This is a genomic window from Vibrio sp. ED004 (assembly GCF_023206395.1).
Taxonomy (GTDB): domain Bacteria; phylum Pseudomonadota; class Gammaproteobacteria; order Enterobacterales; family Vibrionaceae; genus Vibrio.
In genome coordinates this window covers 103,455-120,420 of record NZ_CP066150.1, presented here as the reverse complement: position 1 = coordinate 120,420, position 16,966 = coordinate 103,455, and the positions used below count along the sequence as shown (strand labels likewise).

Here is a 16,966-nt window from a genome sequence, read left to right as displayed (position 1 = left end):
TCAACTCAGCTCAGTCTGTTGGCTTATTAAAATCAGCCGCAGTATAACCAAGGCGGCACGGGACAAAAACCAACCAAACGTAGGGCTATTTATCACCAAATGTTATGTGGATTTACTATTTAAGAAATCGAGTTATTTCACCATCTTTCTTGGAGGCGACATTACACAAAAATGTATGGTCCGCCCCGTTATTGCAACTACAATTAAGTAATAACGGAGTTGGTTTGCGCTAATGTATTCGGAGTCCTTGTTGGGAGCACTAGCTTCCCAGCTCCACGATGATATCCGCGCCAGATTATCCTTAAAAAGCCCAAAGCATTGATTGCTATTTTTTGTGTCAGGTTCTTAATCTGGCCGATTGACCGTTTTTGTCATCACGTTCATTGGCGTTGCAAACTTGGTTATAGCTAAACAGCCTTAAAAGCTTGGCGGTGGTATAACACCGCCCAAGCTATCCTCACTAGCTTGTTGGCTAATGCAACTACCACTACATTAAATGGTTTGGTGGCTCGTAGGTTCACAAGCCACTCTCCAAACACTTTCCCTGTCGTCTCTAGCCTAGAGAGTACAGCTCTTGCGCCATGGATAAACAGAGTTCTGAGGTGCTTATTTCCTCGTTTACTCATACCAAGTAGCTTGGTATTTCCTCCCGTTGAGAATTGCCTTGGTACAAGTCCCAACCAAGCCGCCATCTCGCGGCCATTGGTGAAGTTACTCGGAGAGCTTACATCAGCAATACACAATGTGGAGGTAAGATCGCCAATTCCAGGGATAGTTTTTAATAATTGAGCACTTTCGTTATTATCAACAATAGTTTGAAGTTTGATATCTTGGGTTTTGATTTGTTCATTGAGGTACTTGTAGTGTTCATGGATAGATATCAATTCACATAGCAAGCTTTTTGGTAGTGATACTGTTTGTTCTGCTAACCATTGAAACAGAGACTTCATCTTTGCATGCCCTTTGGGAAAGCTAAGGCCAAACTCAAGTAAGATCGCGCCGATCCGCGACATAGTGGCGGTTCTCTCCTTGATATAACTATCTCTGACTCGATGAATCGCTGCGATGACTTGAGCCTCTTCACTTTTTACAGCCACAAATCTCATGGTCGGTCGACTCGCAGCCTCTGCGATCGCTGAAGCATCGATGAAATCGTTTTTATTGCCTTTGACATAAGGCTTTACATACTGAGGAGGAATAAGTCGGGGTTGATGACCAAGCTCACCACACTTTCGAGCAAGCCAATGAGCACCGCCACAAGCTTCGAAAGCAATAGTTGTTGGTTCTATTTTACTAAGAAAGATTAAGAGTTGATTGCGATTAAATTTACGACGAAGCACCTCCACCCCACAACGGTTATGTGCGATAGCATGGAAGCAGTGTTTACCTAGGTCGATACCTAAAATATGAATAGAAGACATATGGTTCACCTCATTCTGAGAGCCTACTCTAAGCTTAAGGGCTTGAGAGTGAGGCGGACCATATAATTAAGCCCTGCTGTAAAAATACAGCAGGGCTTTGGTATCCAGTATGTGTTACTTAAGCAGCGATTACGCTTGGTTAAGTACTTCCGCTAAGCGTTTTACCGCTTCGGTTAATTCTTCTGGATTAGCATTGGTGAAGTTTAGGCGTAGCGCTGCTTTTGCTTCATCGGCTTTTGGATAGAATACTGGGCTTGGTACAACCGCCACGCCATTCGATAGTAGGGTCTTAGCCAGTTCAAAAGTATCGCACTCTGGGATTTCAACCCAGATGAACATTCCGCCATCCACAGCTTTTAACACGCAATCTGCAGGCAGTTGTTTCTCTAGCTCTGAGAACAGCACTTCATAACGAGATTTGTATAGGGTGCGAATGTTTTCCATATGCACGCCAAAGTCTTCATGTTTTAGAAGACCAACAAGCAGTGCTTGCATAGGAACGCTTGAGTGTAAATCCGCGCCTTGCTTCACTTTAATCAGTGGCTCAAGGTAGCTGCGTTTACCGGTTACTGCGCCAATGCGTAAGCCTGGCGATGCGATCTTAGAGAATGAACGAAGAACGATAGAGTTGTCTGGGCAGAAAGATGATACCAACGGCAGCTCTGTGCCTGTGAAACGTAGCTCACGGTAAGGCGCATCTTCAATGAATGCTACGTTGTATTTGATACACAGCTCAGCCACTTTTTGACGAGTTTCTGTTGTCCAACATACGCCCGTTGGGTTATGGAAATCTGGCACCGCATAGAACATCTTTGGTGTTTGCTCTGCGAAGCACGTTTCTAGTTCATCTAAGTTCGGGCCAAACTCTGTTTGAGACACAGTCACGATATTCGCCTGAACCAAACCAAACACTTGCATCGCGCCTAGGTAGCTTGGCGCCTCCATCACAACCACATCATCTGGATCAACATAGGCACGAGCAATTAAATCCAAACCTTGCTGAGAACCGGTACAGATCATTGCCGTGTGAGTCTCTGGCAATTGGTAGCTTTGCGTAAGGTGCTCAAGTAACGGGCCGTAACCTGCAGTCGAACCGTATTGGAAAACTTCAGGCATGTTCGCTAGGTTTTCTAGCGTTGGTTTCATCAAATCAATCGGAAATGTTTTCTCGTCCGGTAAACCACCGGCCAATGAGATGACATTTGGATCACTTGCGGCTGCGAGGATCTCTCGAATGTATGAAGATTGAATCTGTTGTAATGACTGTGCGATTTCCATGTGTTGTGTCTCGTCGTTTATCGTTTTTATTCTATCGCTTGATATTACACGGCAATTGTAAAAATAAGCGTGTCCGTTTATGCTCTTAAACATGTCCATTTATGCTATTTAAACGATGTCACGTCAACACATATCGCGAATCAATGATGTTCTGTTCCATATTCACCAAGACATTAGCCAGCCTTTGTCGGCAAAAGCGCTCTCTGAGATTGCGGCTTATTCCGAGCAGCATTTTCATCGCACCTTCAAAAGCGTGGTCGGGGAGTCGTTACATCAATACATTCGACGTACCCGAATGGAGTATGCGGCCAATCAATTGATGTTCGATACCACATCCTCGGTGGTGGAAATCGCCAGTAAGTGTGGTTTTAGTTCGGTGTCTTCGTTTAGCCGCGCGTTTAAAGCGACCTTTAATATGTCTCCGGGAGAATGGCGTAAACATGATTTACAGGTAGCAGAGAAGCCTTATTTGAAAGACCCAGAAGTAGCGGCGGGCTATTTAAACGTGGCGCAGCGAGTGCTACCTGAACCTAAGATCGTTGAAGTACCTGAACGTATGGCTGCTTATGTTCGACATACGGGCTATAACCGCTCCATTCGTAATGCGTGGTTGATATTGAAAGCATGGGCAAACTCAGAGCAACGCGACTTTTCTAGCCAATTTGGTTTACACCACTCAAACCCGGCTTGGGTTGAAATGGATCAGTGCCGCTACGTAGCGTGTATCGCGATTGACGAACCGATTAAGTACCGTAGCGTGGTTAATCAGATGGTCATTCCCGGTGGTTTGCACGCCGTATTTCGACTTAATGGGCGCTATGGTGAGCTGCTACCACAGATCAGCATGGTGTTAGAAAAGTGGCTACCCACTTCAGGCTTCAAGCAGCGTTCGACGCCTGCATATGTGCATTATCATCAGAATCATTTCCTGAATACCGACGAAGTCTTCGAGCTCGATTTTTATCTTCCTGTGAGCTTTTACTAGGCGATATAAAGATAGAATTAGATCTTGGAAACAGGACTCCCAGTTATTGGCGAATATGGCGTTTTATTGATCTGAATTTTGTCGATTTGTTGAGACGAATTAGCCTCGCAAATGACAATAAGTTGTTCCATTTAGAGTTGAAAAGAGAAAGGCACTTTGTTGATAATTTACTCCAGTAAATGATGACAACGTACGGATTAAACGATAGCATCCACCCTAATTGCAAATAGTTCTTAATATCACTCGCTAGAATATGACCATTACCCATAAAGATTATCTAAAAATCGCTTTCCCTTTTATCATCTCAACGGTGACCCAGCCTCTGCTTGGTGCCGTCGATACTGCTGTGATCGGCCAACTTGGTATTGCTGAACTGATTGGTGGTGTGGCTATCGGCACCATCATTATGAACACCATGTATTGGTTGTTTGGCTTTTTCCGTGTCAGTACCACGGGGCAAAGTGCGATGGCACTAGGTAAGGGAAACCGTTCTGATTTGGCGGGCAGCTTGATGCGTCCGTTTGTGCTGTCTGGTTTGGTGGGTTTGATCTTTATTCTGATACAACCACTCATCTGGCAAGGTGCAATGTGGGTGATCGAGCCTGAAGCGAACGTGGCTGAACAAGCGCATATCTACTTCAGTATTTTGATTTATGGCGCGCCTTTTGTGTTGCTCAACTACACCATTATCGGTTGGTTGATGGGGCAGGCGAAAGCCAAAGAAGTCCTTTACACACAAGTGTTTGGCAACGTGTTGAACATTGTCTTGGATGCGGTATTTGTACTTTATTTCGATTTAGGTGTCGCGGGTGTGGCTTACGCAAGTTTGATTGCACAAGTTACTACCTTTGCGATTGGCGTGACCTTGGTGATGAAGACCAGCAATATCTCGACCTCTGAGTTCCTACAAGGCTCGAAGATGACCAAGAAAGATCTATCGACCATCATCTCTTCAAATACCGATCTATTGCTTCGCACCATTTGTATATTGGTGTTCTTCAACATGATGGCGCGTACCGGTTCTAAACTGGGTACTGATGTTCTGGCCGCCAACGCAATTTTGATGCAGGTGACCTTCATTGTCAGTTATATGTTTGATGGTATTGCCAATGCATCGAGTGTGTTTGCGGGCAAAGCCGTAGGTCAGAAGAATCCTTCAATGTTGGATCGAGTATTAAGACTTAACTTCCAATGGACGGCCGGTTTTATCGCCGCACTGACGTTTTTGACCTTGGTATTTAAAGGCAGCATTGTTTTCTTGTTTACCGATATTCCAGCGCTGGTTGCCTTGTACCAAGAGATGGCACCATGGTTAATCGTGTTTCCGCTAGTGGCAGGCTTTGGCTTAACGGTTTACGGCATCTTTACCGGAACAGGTACCACGCGTCCGGTTAGAGACTCAAGTATCGCGACTTTGTTGGTGTTCTTGGCTGTTCAGGCGTTTGCTGTCGGAGCTTGGGGCAATCATGGTCTGTGGTTGGCATTTACCCTGTTTTATCTTGGGCGTATTGCATTTTTGTATCCGTTCATCGCACAAGTTAAGCAGAAGTGTTACCCGGCAGAAAATGTTATTAACTGAGCGACCTAACCAGCATCTATAATACTTTATAAAAGCGCTTGTCTATCTTTACACAGTAAGTTTAGAGGGCGCTTTTTATCTAATAAAAAAGGTCAATTAAACGGCAAATAAAACGCGATACAGTTCAATGCCCACTTTCCATCACCTCTGCTAAATGATAAGGTTGTTATGTTATAACATCTATCTATGAGTATCTGCGTGAACGCCCCACTTTTGTCTGTTGACCACCTAACGATCAAAACCTCTTCGAGAACACTTTTCCAAGATATCCACTTCGACGTTTATCGAGGTGAGCTGTTGGCGATTATGGGCCCATCAGGCATTGGTAAGTCGATGCTTTCACGCGCTATTGTGGGGTTTCTGCCAGACACCGTCGAAGTTGAAGGTCATATTTCTCTAACTGGTGAGGCTGTGTGTGGTTTGTCTATGTTGCAAAGAACTGCAGCACAACGACCAGCAGTTATCTTCCAAGATGCACTTCAAGCTTTAAATCCTCTGGTTTCGATAGAAGGTCAACTCTGCCTTGCCTTGACGGGAACTCGCACTAAGCTTAAATCAAAAGACAGAATTAAAATTACCGAGTTGTTGATCCAACTGGGTTTTCCTAATCCAGAAACCATCTTGCCGTTATACCCGAGTCAAATTTCGGGAGGACAACGTCAACGTGTGTGTATTGCGATTGGCCTGCTGAGTAACGCCGATATCATTATCGCCGATGAACCAACCAGCGCGTTAGATCCGGTTACAGAGCAAGAGATACTTAAACTGATTCGAGACAATGTTAAACAGCGTCAAATTGGTGGTTTGCTCATCACGCATGACCTGCACAGCGCCTTAGCCTGTGACAAGTTATTGGTGATCGATGATGGCGGTGTGGTGGCTTATGGTGCTCCGAAACACGCGCTTGAATCGAGCTCTCACGCTTTCTGCTGTTCATTGAGAGACCTAATCGAATGAGCTCGACCTTATCACTAAATTCAGAAGTCTCACCGTCAATGCCTGTGATTGATTCAGAAACACAAACACCGATTGAGATTAAGTTCGAGAATGTCGGGGTTCATTATTACTCAGTGCCGAGTTGGTTGGGTGGTAAGGCGTTCAAAGCGCTACAGAATATCGACCTAAATGTTGAAGACAAAAGCCTGGCTATTGTTGGACGTTCTGGTGCCGGTAAATCTACGCTGATTGAACTGCTGTTTGGTTTGAAAGCGCCGACTCTCGGTAGTATCAGCTTGTTTGGTCATTCACTGCCTATTCGCAATAGCAAAGCGCAAGCAACTGTGTGTCGCTTGATCCAATTGGTGCCACAAGAACCACACACTAGCCTTAACCCTTACTACACCGTTCGACAGATTCTAGCCGAGCCGCTAAGCAATCTAGATGTTTCTGGCAATCATGAAAGCATCATTGAAGAGACGCTGTTGGACGTTGGCTTACCTGCCACATTACTATCACTGAAGCCTAATCAGCTTTCTACAGGCCAAGCTCAACGAGTGGCCATTGCTCGGGCACTTGTCGTTAGACCCGCAGTATTAGTTGCCGATGAGCCAACCAGTAGTCTAGATCCTGTGAATCGCCAGAGGCTACTCGATTTATTGAATTCCCTGAAAAAGAAGCGCGATATGCGCCTTATTTTGGTGACACACGACCTAGGCGCAGCACAAGCGCTTTGCGAAGAAATTCTGGTTCTTGACCATGGCGAGATGGTGGAGCATGGACCGACACCTCAAGTGATGAGCGAACCCGCTCATCCAGCGACTCAGATGCTGATCGAATCTCAGCCTCTTTCGAAATCTACTTGTTAAACACAACCTTACTAATTTAATAAAATACAGCTATAGAGAAAAATAACTATGCGTTTTAATTCAATCAAATTGGCTTGCGCACTTGCGTTAGCACTGCCTTTGACAGGCTGTTTTGACTCTCAACCAGAGTCGAGCGAAGCTGCGGTCAAATCTGAAATTCGTGTTGCGATGATGCAGCCACCAAGAACGGGCCTATCACCACTTTCTGATGACGCGTTCAAACTATCGCGTTGGAGCACAGCTGAAACGCTAGTTAACCTGAGCCCAACTTCAGAAGCTGAGCCAATGCTGGCAACGGATTGGAAACATGTTGATCCACTGACTTGGCAATTCACGGTTCGCCAAGGTGTTAAATTCCATGATGGTTCGACATTAACAGCAGAAGCCGTTGTGAACTCACTACAGAAAGCTCTAGAAGCGGCACCTAAGCCACGCATCCTAGATGGTGTTGAGCTAGAAGTGAAAGCAATGGACAACTACCGCGTAGAGATCAAAACCAGCTTTGATGACCCTCTTCTACCAAGCCGTCTATCAAGCCCTCAATTAGCGATTCTAGCAGCAAGCGCGTATCAAGAAGATGGTCGTGTTAGCCCTATTGGTGCAGGTACTGGTCCGTTTGAATTGACTGAAATTAACGGTACAACTAGCGCGAAACTGAAACGTTTCGATGGTTACTGGGGTGAAAAAGCACAAGTTGAATCTGTAATTGCAGAATACGTTCCTAACGGTTTTGCTCGTGCTGCAGCTCTAAGAACAGGTACGGCTGATATTGTTGAAGCTGTGCCAGTATCACAAATCGCGACCATTGATTCGAACCTGCTTTACGAAGTAGCTATGCCTCGTACTAACACGCTTTATCTGAACAATAAGTCAGGCGTATTTAGCGATATTGAACTACGTAAAGTCGCGGCTGCTGCGGTAGACCGTGAACAAATCGTGAATACCGTTTACGAAAACCACGCAGATATCGCGCAAGGTCTGTTAGGTCCTGCACTTGCTTGGGCTGAGCCAATTCGACCTGAAGGTCAGGCAATCGACAAGACTCTAAAAGCGAACGGCGAAAGTATCGTTATCGGTACCTTTACTGATCGTGCTGAGCTTCCAGAAGTGGCAGCGCTGCTTAAACAGCAACTTGAAGCGGCTGGTTTCAAGGTTGAGCTGGATATCCGTGAATACGCGCAGATAGAAAACGACGCGCTATCAGGAAAGTTCGATGCGTTCATCCTTTCTCGCGCAACGGTTCTAGATTCGGGGGACCCAGTGGCTTACATGATGAGTGACTTTGGCTGTAAGGGTTCATTCAACCTTGGTCAATTTTGTTCTCAAGAGGTAGATAAAGCACTGGCTCACGCTGACCTACAACCGCTAGGTGCACAGCGTCAGCAAGCGATCATCGAAGCGGAACAAAAAATCCTTAACGAATTCGCTGCGATTCCATTGCTTCACGAACGTGTGATTCAAGGTGAAAGCGAGCGCGTAAGCAATGTGGTTCGTGACCCAAGTGAACGTCGCTTGGTTGATCAAACGACTCAAGTTAACTCGGCAACACAGGTTAACTAAATAAATGCTATCTGCTGAGACTCTGCGTCGAACCTTATTTATCTTGACGCCTTGGCTATCAAGAATCGCTTCACTGATTGTGGTGGTGATTCTTGTTGGCTTGATGCCTGACATTGCAGGCATCGACCCAAGCCAATCCATCCTGCGTGCAAGAGCGGGGCAACAACACCTGCTTACGCCTGAAGCTTTAGCGGCAGTACGTGCTGATCTTCAGCTTGACCGTTCGGCAAGTGAGCGCTTGATTGACTGGGTAGGGAGTGCCTTTTCTGGTGACCTAGGTAAATCTTGGATTGACGGTTCTTCGGTTGCATTAGGCATTCAAAAAACAGCGTCTACATCCCTGTTTTTGATGTCGAGCGCATTGGTGATGACTTTCGTACTGTGCGGTGCAGGCTTACTGGCTACCTTACGCAGTTGGAAGAAGGGTAAATTAGGGCAGAGTTACAGCAGTTTAAGCACCGTATTAATATCGTTGCCAGAGTACGTGGTGGCCTCGGTATTAATACTGGTGTTCTCTATCTGGTTAGGTTGGCTACCACCGTATGGTTGGCAAGGCTGGCAAGACATTTGGCTACCGAGTTTAGCGCTCGCACTGCCTGCTAGCGGCCTGTTTAGTCGCCTGCTCAGAGACAGTTTACAACGCGTTCTAAATGAACCTTGGGTGATTACTTGGCTCAGTGCCAACGTTCACTCCAACCAAATTATTCGCTTTGCGCTGAAAAGAGCGCTGAGCAGCCTGATCCCACAAATCGCGATGATCGTGATTGGTTTAACTGGTGGCGCAGTCGCGGTTGAGCTTATCTTTTCGATCCCGGGTATCGGACGCATGATTCTTGGTGCTGCTAAGGCGCAAGATCTGCCGATGCTGCAAGGCGGCTTATTAGTATTGCTGCTGTTTTCGATTGCAGTAAGCAGCATCAGCCTGTTTGTTCAGCAGTTGATTCTGGGTCACAGCCTGAAAAGCGGCAAGCTCATCAGTAGCCACTCTTCGTTTCGTTTTACCCAGAGCCGCGCCAAGCGTGTCACTGCTTTTGCGATCTTCTCATTCCTAATTGCTATCGTGGTATGGGCTGCATTCCGAGACCCATACACCAGCCAATTCGCACGCTTGGCATCACCGAGCTGGCAAGCGCCTTTGGGGGCAGACGGCATTGGGCGAGACCTGTTAGCGAGAATCGGCTCTGGTATGGTCGCGACCTTCCAAGCGGGTATTCTGGCAACGTTCTTGAGCTTGGTGACGGGCATCATCATGGGCTTCAACACGCGTTTTAGCCAAGGCCTTATCGAGATTACTAAGGGTATCCCTTACATCATTGCTGGCCTGTTGGTTACGGGCTTAACAGGAATGAATCCGAACAGCGCATTAATTGCGATTGTATTGGTATCTTGGGCGCCATTGGCGGCGCACTGTTCAAGTTTGATTGTGGAAGCTAAGGCTCAACCTTATACACACCTCGCGCCACTGTGGGGCACTAGTAAGCTGAGAATCTTCCGCTTCTACTTGCTTCCTTATGTGCTGCCACCGTTGCTAAGACACGCGTTGTTGAGGTTGCCAGTAATCACTCTAAGCCTGACTTCGTTGAGCTTCATCGGGTTAGGGGCAAAACCACCAGCACCGGAGTGGGGTTTGATGATTGCAGAGAACTTGCCATACATTGAGCGCGCGCCATTGACGGTAATGGGACCAATTATTGGACTGATTTTGTTGGGCGCAGCCATCAACATGATGTTTGATGATTAACGAAGAAGGAGAGGGCTTAAGTTTTCGACGTACTATTCGATTGAGTGTTCGATTTGCTTTTTATGTTGTAACCTTAGGCCTGTTTTTTAGAATTGGCTTTCGGATCGGTTGTCGATCGGTTTTTAGCCTAGTTAAGTGTTCAGCGTTAAGGATTCAACATGTATCTCGTTTTGTATTGCCACAATATCGGTATGACCGACTTTTCTTTCTTTGAGACGGAAGATTTCGACAAAGAAGATGGCTATATCGTGCGCGGTAAATGGCCGAATGAGAAAGCCTTTCGTGATTACTTAACCAAAGAGTTTGGTGACATGAGCGAGTTCCAAGTGATTGACCTAATCGCCAAAGGTGCAGAAGCAGAACACTACTCTCCAGAAGAGTTGATGCGCCTAGCTCTCTAACCGTTAGCTCTCTAACTGTTAGTTCAGTAGCACGTTTAAAATCGAATAAACAAATGGCAGCCTGATTGGGCTGCCATTTTTCGTTTTAAGCTAGAGCACATTGCTCGCAGTATGAGTGGAGCTATTGCGCCACTTCGTCCACCAAGTACAAGATTGATTGATACGGAATGCCACTGTGATGGGATAAACCGATCTCACAGGTTCTGCTGTTACTGAAACCACGAGTACAGTTGCTCGGTACTTGTTCCTTGAGTGGATGCACTGCCGCCTCATTCAGCTCTGGCGTAGTAAAACCTTTATCACCCGCCCAACCACAACACTGAATATGTTCAGGAACAATGACCTCTTCGGTACACGCTTTGGCAAGGTTTAACATTGCACCTTCTAAACCCATTCGGCGAGAGCTACAAGTGACATGTAGCATTACGGTCTCTTTAAGTGGTGCAAGCGTCAGGTGTTCTAGCAAATATTGATTCACAAAACCTGTCGGCTCTAGCACCTCTAATGGTTTGGTGAATTGCTCAATACTGCGTTTGGCACATGGACTGGTGTCCATCAAGATTGGGTATTCACCCTGACGACTCGCTTGCCACAATACTTCTTCGAGCTGTTGCGCTTTAGATTGGGCTAGGTCGGTCATGCCTTTGCTGTCGTAAGGCATACCGCAACATTGGTCATCTAATTTCTTGGGCAGAATCACCTCGAATCCCGCTTTGTTGAGCAGAGACATGGTCACTTCAGTCAAAGGGCGTTGATCTTCCGCATCGCTCTGTTGCCCCATGGTTCGACTGGCACACGAAGGGAGGTAAACCACTTTCTTCGCGTTATTAGACGTTTCGGCTGTCATCGGCGAAGCTGTCAGTGAGTGGCTATTGGATTGCGGCATCTCAGGCATCCAAACTGGTGTCGCGCCTTTAGTCATCGAGCGCAAGCCATTGGTTAGCTTACCGACTGTGTTTGCGCCTAATACTTTACTCGCCACTTGGTTGGTTTTGAGGCCAGCCTTGGTGAGCTTTGTGGTGGTCGAGAAATGATCCGCCGTCCACTTAGCGATTGGCGTGAACTTCTCATATTTGGCGATACGAAGCTTCTTCACTAAATCGCCAGTGTTGATGCCCACTGGGCAATGCTCGGCACACAGGCCTGTTGCGGCGCAGGTATCAATGCCTTGGTATTCGAAGGTCTTCTCTAGTTCACTAGCTTCTATCTCTTCCCCTGCTTCTCGGCGGCGTTGCAGTTCTCGATACAACACAATGCGCTGTCGCGGTGATAAGGTCAGTGTACGAGACGGACAAACAGGCTCACAGAATCCGCACTCAATACAGCGGTCAACAAGGTCGTCGGCAGCAGGCATTGGTTTTAAGTCGGTGATGTGGGAATTTGGATTGTCGTTGATGATAACACCAGGGTTGAGCAGCCTTTCTGGGTCGAACAGTGCTTTGATCTGTTGCATCAAGGTGTAACCGTCTTTGCCCCATTCCAATTCCACGTAAGGTGCCATGTTACGGCCCGTGCCGTGTTCCGCTTTCAGAGAACCTTGATATTTAACGGCGACGAGCTCGGCTACGTCATCCATGAAACCACCGTAACGGTCGATCTCTTCTTGGCTATCGAAGCCTTGGGTAAACACAAAGTGCAGGTTGCCTTCTAGGGCGTGGCCGAAAATGATCGCTTCGTTGTAGTCGTATTTATCAAACAGCTCTTGCAGCTCTCGAATGCCGTTCGCAAGGTTCTCGACTGGGAAAGCAACATCTTCAATGATGACCGTCGTGCCGACTTCACGCACTGCGCCAACGGCCGGAAACATGCCTTTACGAATACCCCAAAGCGTTGCGACAGTTTTTGGATCGGACGTGAAAGGGACAGATTCAACAATCGTGTAATCAGCTAATGCATCCAAAATTGATTTACATTGTAAATCTAAGTCCTGCTGGGAGCTGGCGTGTGATTCAACCAGAATAGCCGCCGCTTCTAAATCCAAGTTTGGCATAAACGCAGGCATGCCCGGTTTATCCGCGACAGAACGCAGCGCTCTACCGTCCATTAACTCAACGGCGGCAACCGGGGTTTTGGATAGAGTAGTCACGGCTTTACTTGCCTGCTCGATGTCGGCAAACACCAACAGAGCTGATGCTTTGTTCGGGTGTTCAATCACTGTGTTGTAGGTGATCTCAGCGATGAAGCCTAGCGTGCCTTCGGAGCCAATCATCAGGTGTTTAATGATTTCAATTGGGTCGTGGTAATCGACCAATGCATTGAGCGCGTAGCCCGTGGTGTTTTTAAGGCGGTATTTATGACGGATTCTGTCAGCGAGTTCTTGATTCGAGCTGGTTTGGCGGTGCAGCTCAACAATGCCTTCAAACAGCGTTTTGTGTGATTGCTTGAATGCCTCCACGCTAGCACTGTCTGCGGTATCGAGCAGGGTGCCATCGCTCAGTACGACTTTCATGCTTTCGACGGTGCGATAGGAGTTTTGCGCAGTACCACAACACATGCCACTGGCGTTGTTCGCTGCAATACCACCGATTTTACAGGTGTTGATGGAAGCTGGATCTGGGCCGATTTTACGTTGGAAAGGGGCGAGGTATCTATTGGCATCTGCGCCAATCACACCGGGTTGAAGGATGATTTGATTGCCGTTATCGACAATCTCATGGCCGCGCCAGTCGTCGGTCAGGGTGATGAGTACCGAGTCTGAAACCGCTTGTCCTGAAAGGCTTGTGCCTGCTGCGCGAAAGGTAAAATGAATGCCCAGTTCACGACAGCTTTGAATGGTAAATATTACTTCGTCTAAGTTTTTAAGCCTTAGAACCATTTTCGGCACCAAGCGATAAAAACTCGCATCGGTGCCGTAAGCCAATCGTTTTGCCTCTTGAGTGACAATGCGCTCCGTTTCTATTTTTTGAGCCAGTATAGCCTCAAGCTGCTGATAAGCTTTGGCATCTATTACTCGCTCATGGGATGTGGTCGTCTCCATCTTTGCTTCCTTGTGCTTCTTATTTGGCACTGATTTGTTTTTATATTATTTTCCAGTGCTTAAACGGTGTCACAACGGCAGTGGAATTGCTGTGACACCGATTGAACTTCAGTCTAAGTAGACCAAAGCATTAGTCCGAATCTGAACCTAAATCGTTGAGGTTTAATCTAGCCCCACCAGAGAGTCACGAGTTAAGTCTTTGATTGTCTTGGCGCCAGTTAATGTCATGGCAACGCGCATCTCTTTGTCGTACAGGTCGAGTAGGTTTTCAACGCCTGCTTGTCCTTGTGCTGCTAACGCGTAGACGAAAGAGCGGCCAAGCAAGGTGCAGTCTGCGCCCATCGCCATCATACGAACTACATCTAAGCCAGTACGAATACCAGAGTCGACCAGAATCTTAGTGTCGCCTTTTACTGCGTCTGCAATTGCAGGCAGTGCTTTGGCACTTGATAGAACACCATCAAGCTGACGACCACCGTGGTTTGAAACTACGATACCGTCTGCGCCAAATCTCACAGCGTCTTTTGCATCTTCTTCATCAAGAATGCCTTTGATGACCATCGGGCCGTCCCAGAAGTCACGGATCCACTCTAGATCTTTCCATGAAATCGACGGGTCGAAGTTGTCACCCAACCAACCGATGTAGTCTTCCAGTTTGGTTGGAGAACCTCGGTAAGTAGAGATATTGCCAAGATCGTGTGGTTTACCCAAAAGGCCAACATCAACGGCCCAGCTAGGATGACGCATCGATTGAAATACGCGGCGTATTGCTGCATTTGGGCCACTCATTCCTGAGTGCATGTCACGGTAGCGAGCGCCGGGTACAGGCATGTCTACCGTAAAGACCAGTGTTGTCACGCCAGCCGCTTTTGCACGTTCCAATACGTTCTTCATGAAGCCGCGATCTTTTAACACGTAAAGCTGGAACCACATTGGGCGTTCAATCTTAGGTGCGACTTCTTCAATCGGGCATACCGACACGGTGGACATGGTAAAAGGGATGCCTTTGTTGTCCGCAGCTTTTGCAGCTTGTACCTCGCCACGTCGTGCGTACATGCCTGTTAGTCCAACCGGAGCTAAGGCAATCGGCATCGCCAGCTTTTCGCCAAACAATTCGGTTTCCAAATTTAGGTCTGACATGTCATTGAGGACACGCTGCTTGAGCGCGATCTCTGCAAGATCGGCCGTGTTGCGGCGTAGGGTATGTTCTCCGTAAGAACCGCCGTCAATGTAGTGAAAAAGAAACGGTGGTAATTTTGCTTTTGCTGCGGCGCGGTAATCAGTCGATGCGGATATGATCATAATTTCAGTCCTAAATTCTTGGGATGTTGCCCTTCTGTGAGAGCTTGGCTTGGGCTGCTTGTTATTCTTAATAAAATGGCGTTAATACCCGAGGGTGTTGATGTGTTTTAGTATCCATTCCGAAACTCATCAACTGTCTTATTAGACGGTGTTGCAGTCGGGGAATTGAGTATTAACGCCAAGTGCTTTTGTAACGACTTATGGTTTACATAAGTGCGTCTGTCATTTTGAAGCCGTAGATAACCACTAGGCCGATGATTCCGGTCATCACCAAGTAGTAGAACGTTGGGATGATTGTCTTACGTAGTGTTGCGCCTTCGCGTCCTAGCAAGCCTACGGTCGCCGATGCGGCTACCACGTTGTGAATCGCAATCATGTTACCTGCTGCTGCACCAACCGCTTGCAGAGCAACAACCACTGCACTAGAGATAGACAGAGTTTGCGCTACTTCGAACTGGAACTGGCTGAACATCATGTTTGAAACAGTGTTCGAACCTGCAATGAAGGCACCTAACGCACCAACCGTTGCACTCAATGCAGGGAATGCGCTGCCAACGAGGTCAGCCGCGAAGTTTGCTGTGGTTACGGGCATACTTGCTAAGTCTGCACCGTTCACACCAGAGTTAATGAAGATACGAACCATTGGGATGGTGAACACCAACACAAAGCCTGCACCAATCAGTGTTTTACTTGATTCACCAAAGGCTTTAGCCAGTGGCGTTGCGCTGCGAGATTGTATGAGAACTGCAACCAGCGCGACGAAGACTAAGATGCCGCCCGGTAGGTACAGAGGTTGAATCGCTGTGCTTACGCCTGTCTCACCAAGGATGTTGCTGAATGAAAGGCTAACGCTCTTCAATAGGCCTTTGAACTCAGGGCTCACACGGCTAGCAACCAGAGTCACAGCAAGTAGTACGTAAGGTGCCCATGCCATCGCCATGCTCATCTTCTTATGGCTCTGATTGTTGTCATCAAGGTCAATTTTCAAAGAACCTAGCCACTCTGCAGGCCATTTGTCTTCGCTCTCAAAGTCCCATTTTGATTTAGGCACTAGGAAGCCACGCTTTGCTGCAGTAACCACAATCGCTAGGCCAACCAAACCACCAATCAACGATGGGAATTCAGCACCTAGGAAGACACCTGTCAGTGCGTAAGGAATTGTGAAAGCAGCACCTGCGAATAACGCAAACGGTAGGATGTCTAAACCTTCAGTCCAGCTTTTGTTCTTACCGAAGAAGCGAGTCAGCATCATTGCCATTAGCACTGGCATCATCACACCCACAGAGGCATGAATCAGCGCCACACTTGAGGTGATTTGTTGCAGGTAAGCGTCCCAAGTAGAGCCGTGAGCAATCAGGCTTTCACCGATGTTGTGTGTGTCCAAGCCTTTGTTCACACCAACAATGATTGGAGTACCAACCGCGCCGAATGATACTGGCGTAGATTGGATCATCATGCCCATCAGTACCGCAGCAAGTGCTGGGAAACCGATAGCAACCAGTAGCGGAGCGGCAATAGCTGCAGGTGTACCGAAGCCGGATGCGCCCTCAATGAATGAACCAAAACACCAAGCAATGATGATTGCCTGAACGCGACGGTCAGCGGATATATCCGTGAAGCCGTTACGAATTGTGGTGATAGCTCCGGTGTGCTTCAAAGTGTTTAATAAGAAGATGGCGCCGAACACAATCCAGAGAACCGACACGGTTATGCCGAAACCTTGGAACACAGAAGCCAACACGCGAGTGCTAGACATATCCCAAGCAAATAGGGCAATAGCAACGGTTAGTGCAAATGCCACTGGCATCGCTTTTTTTGCTGGCCAGTTAAGGCCAACCAGTAGAATCGCTGCAACAACTATTGGCGAAAAGGCCAATAAAGCTAGTAGAGTTTCACTCATGGGTACTTCCTCGTACT

At 47.3% G+C, this 16,966-nt stretch carries 12 protein-coding genes; 7 read left to right on the top strand and 5 right to left on the bottom strand.

The genetic code is table 11. The annotated features are described in order from the left end of the window. Positions 1 to 407: 407 nt before the first annotated feature. Together ITG10_RS18070 and ITG10_RS18065 are read right to left on the bottom strand one after the other, a co-directional pair. On the bottom strand, positions 408 to 1,421 hold the full coding sequence (locus tag ITG10_RS18070) for an IS110 family transposase (protein ID WP_248387048.1): 1,014 nt from the start codon (positions 1,419 to 1,421) through the stop codon (positions 408 to 410). A 129-nt stretch (positions 1,422 to 1,550) separates the two neighbouring features. After that, a complete protein-coding gene (locus ITG10_RS18065; RefSeq protein WP_017631114.1) occupies positions 1,551 to 2,699 on the bottom strand; it encodes a PLP-dependent aminotransferase family protein in 1,149 nt (382 codons plus the stop codon). A 115-nt stretch (positions 2,700 to 2,814) separates the two neighbouring features. Here ITG10_RS18065 and ITG10_RS18060 point away from each other — a divergent pair, with 115 nt between their 5' ends. From ITG10_RS18060 to ITG10_RS18030, 7 genes are all read left to right on the top strand, one after another. After that, complete coding sequence (locus ITG10_RS18060) at positions 2,815 to 3,684, top strand: GyrI-like domain-containing protein (RefSeq protein ID WP_017631113.1); 870 nt, start codon at positions 2,815 to 2,817, stop codon at positions 3,682 to 3,684. Positions 3,685 to 3,937: 253 nt separating this feature from the next. Next, complete coding sequence (locus tag ITG10_RS18055) at positions 3,938 to 5,263, top strand: MATE family efflux transporter (RefSeq protein WP_017631112.1); 1,326 nt, start codon at positions 3,938 to 3,940, stop codon at positions 5,261 to 5,263. A gap of 198 nt (positions 5,264 to 5,461) precedes the next feature. Then, positions 5,462 to 6,220 (top strand): ATP-binding cassette domain-containing protein, encoded by a 759-nt coding sequence (locus tag ITG10_RS18050; protein ID WP_017631111.1) that lies wholly within the window; start codon positions 5,462 to 5,464, stop codon positions 6,218 to 6,220. Further along, entirely contained in the window at positions 6,217 to 7,068 is an 852-nt protein-coding gene (locus tag ITG10_RS18045) for an ATP-binding cassette domain-containing protein (protein WP_017631110.1), read from the top strand. Before ITG10_RS18050 ends, ITG10_RS18045 begins: the two co-directional genes overlap by 4 nt. A gap of 48 nt (positions 7,069 to 7,116) precedes the next feature. After that, positions 7,117 to 8,628, top strand: a complete 1,512-nt coding sequence (locus ITG10_RS18040; protein ID WP_017631109.1) for an ABC transporter substrate-binding protein — start codon at positions 7,117 to 7,119, stop codon at positions 8,626 to 8,628. Between the two features lie 4 nt (positions 8,629 to 8,632). Beyond that, positions 8,633 to 10,369 (top strand): ABC transporter permease subunit, encoded by a 1,737-nt coding sequence (locus ITG10_RS18035; RefSeq protein ID WP_017631108.1) that lies wholly within the window; start codon positions 8,633 to 8,635, stop codon positions 10,367 to 10,369. Positions 10,370 to 10,527: 158 nt separating this feature from the next. Beyond that, positions 10,528 to 10,770, top strand: coding sequence for a hypothetical protein (locus ITG10_RS18030; protein ID WP_009846141.1), 243 nt, complete (start codon positions 10,528 to 10,530; stop codon positions 10,768 to 10,770). A 121-nt stretch (positions 10,771 to 10,891) separates the two neighbouring features. Here ITG10_RS18030 and ITG10_RS18025 read toward each other — a convergent pair whose 3' ends face one another. The 3 genes from ITG10_RS18025 to ITG10_RS18015 all read right to left on the bottom strand — a co-directional run bounded on the left by ITG10_RS18025 (position 10,892) and on the right by ITG10_RS18015 (position 16,949). Continuing rightward, positions 10,892 to 13,747 (bottom strand): FAD-binding and (Fe-S)-binding domain-containing protein, encoded by a 2,856-nt coding sequence (locus ITG10_RS18025; protein ID WP_017631107.1) that lies wholly within the window; start codon positions 13,745 to 13,747, stop codon positions 10,892 to 10,894. A gap of 162 nt (positions 13,748 to 13,909) precedes the next feature. After that, positions 13,910 to 15,049 carry an FMN-dependent L-lactate dehydrogenase LldD gene (gene lldD, locus ITG10_RS18020; RefSeq protein ID WP_017083007.1) on the bottom strand — a complete coding sequence of 380 codons (1,140 nt, stop codon included), beginning with the start codon at positions 15,047 to 15,049 and terminating at the stop codon, positions 13,910 to 13,912. A 205-nt stretch (positions 15,050 to 15,254) separates the two neighbouring features. Continuing rightward, positions 15,255 to 16,949, bottom strand: a complete 1,695-nt coding sequence (locus tag ITG10_RS18015; RefSeq protein WP_017631106.1) for an L-lactate permease — start codon at positions 16,947 to 16,949, stop codon at positions 15,255 to 15,257. Positions 16,950 to 16,966 lie beyond the last annotated feature (17 nt).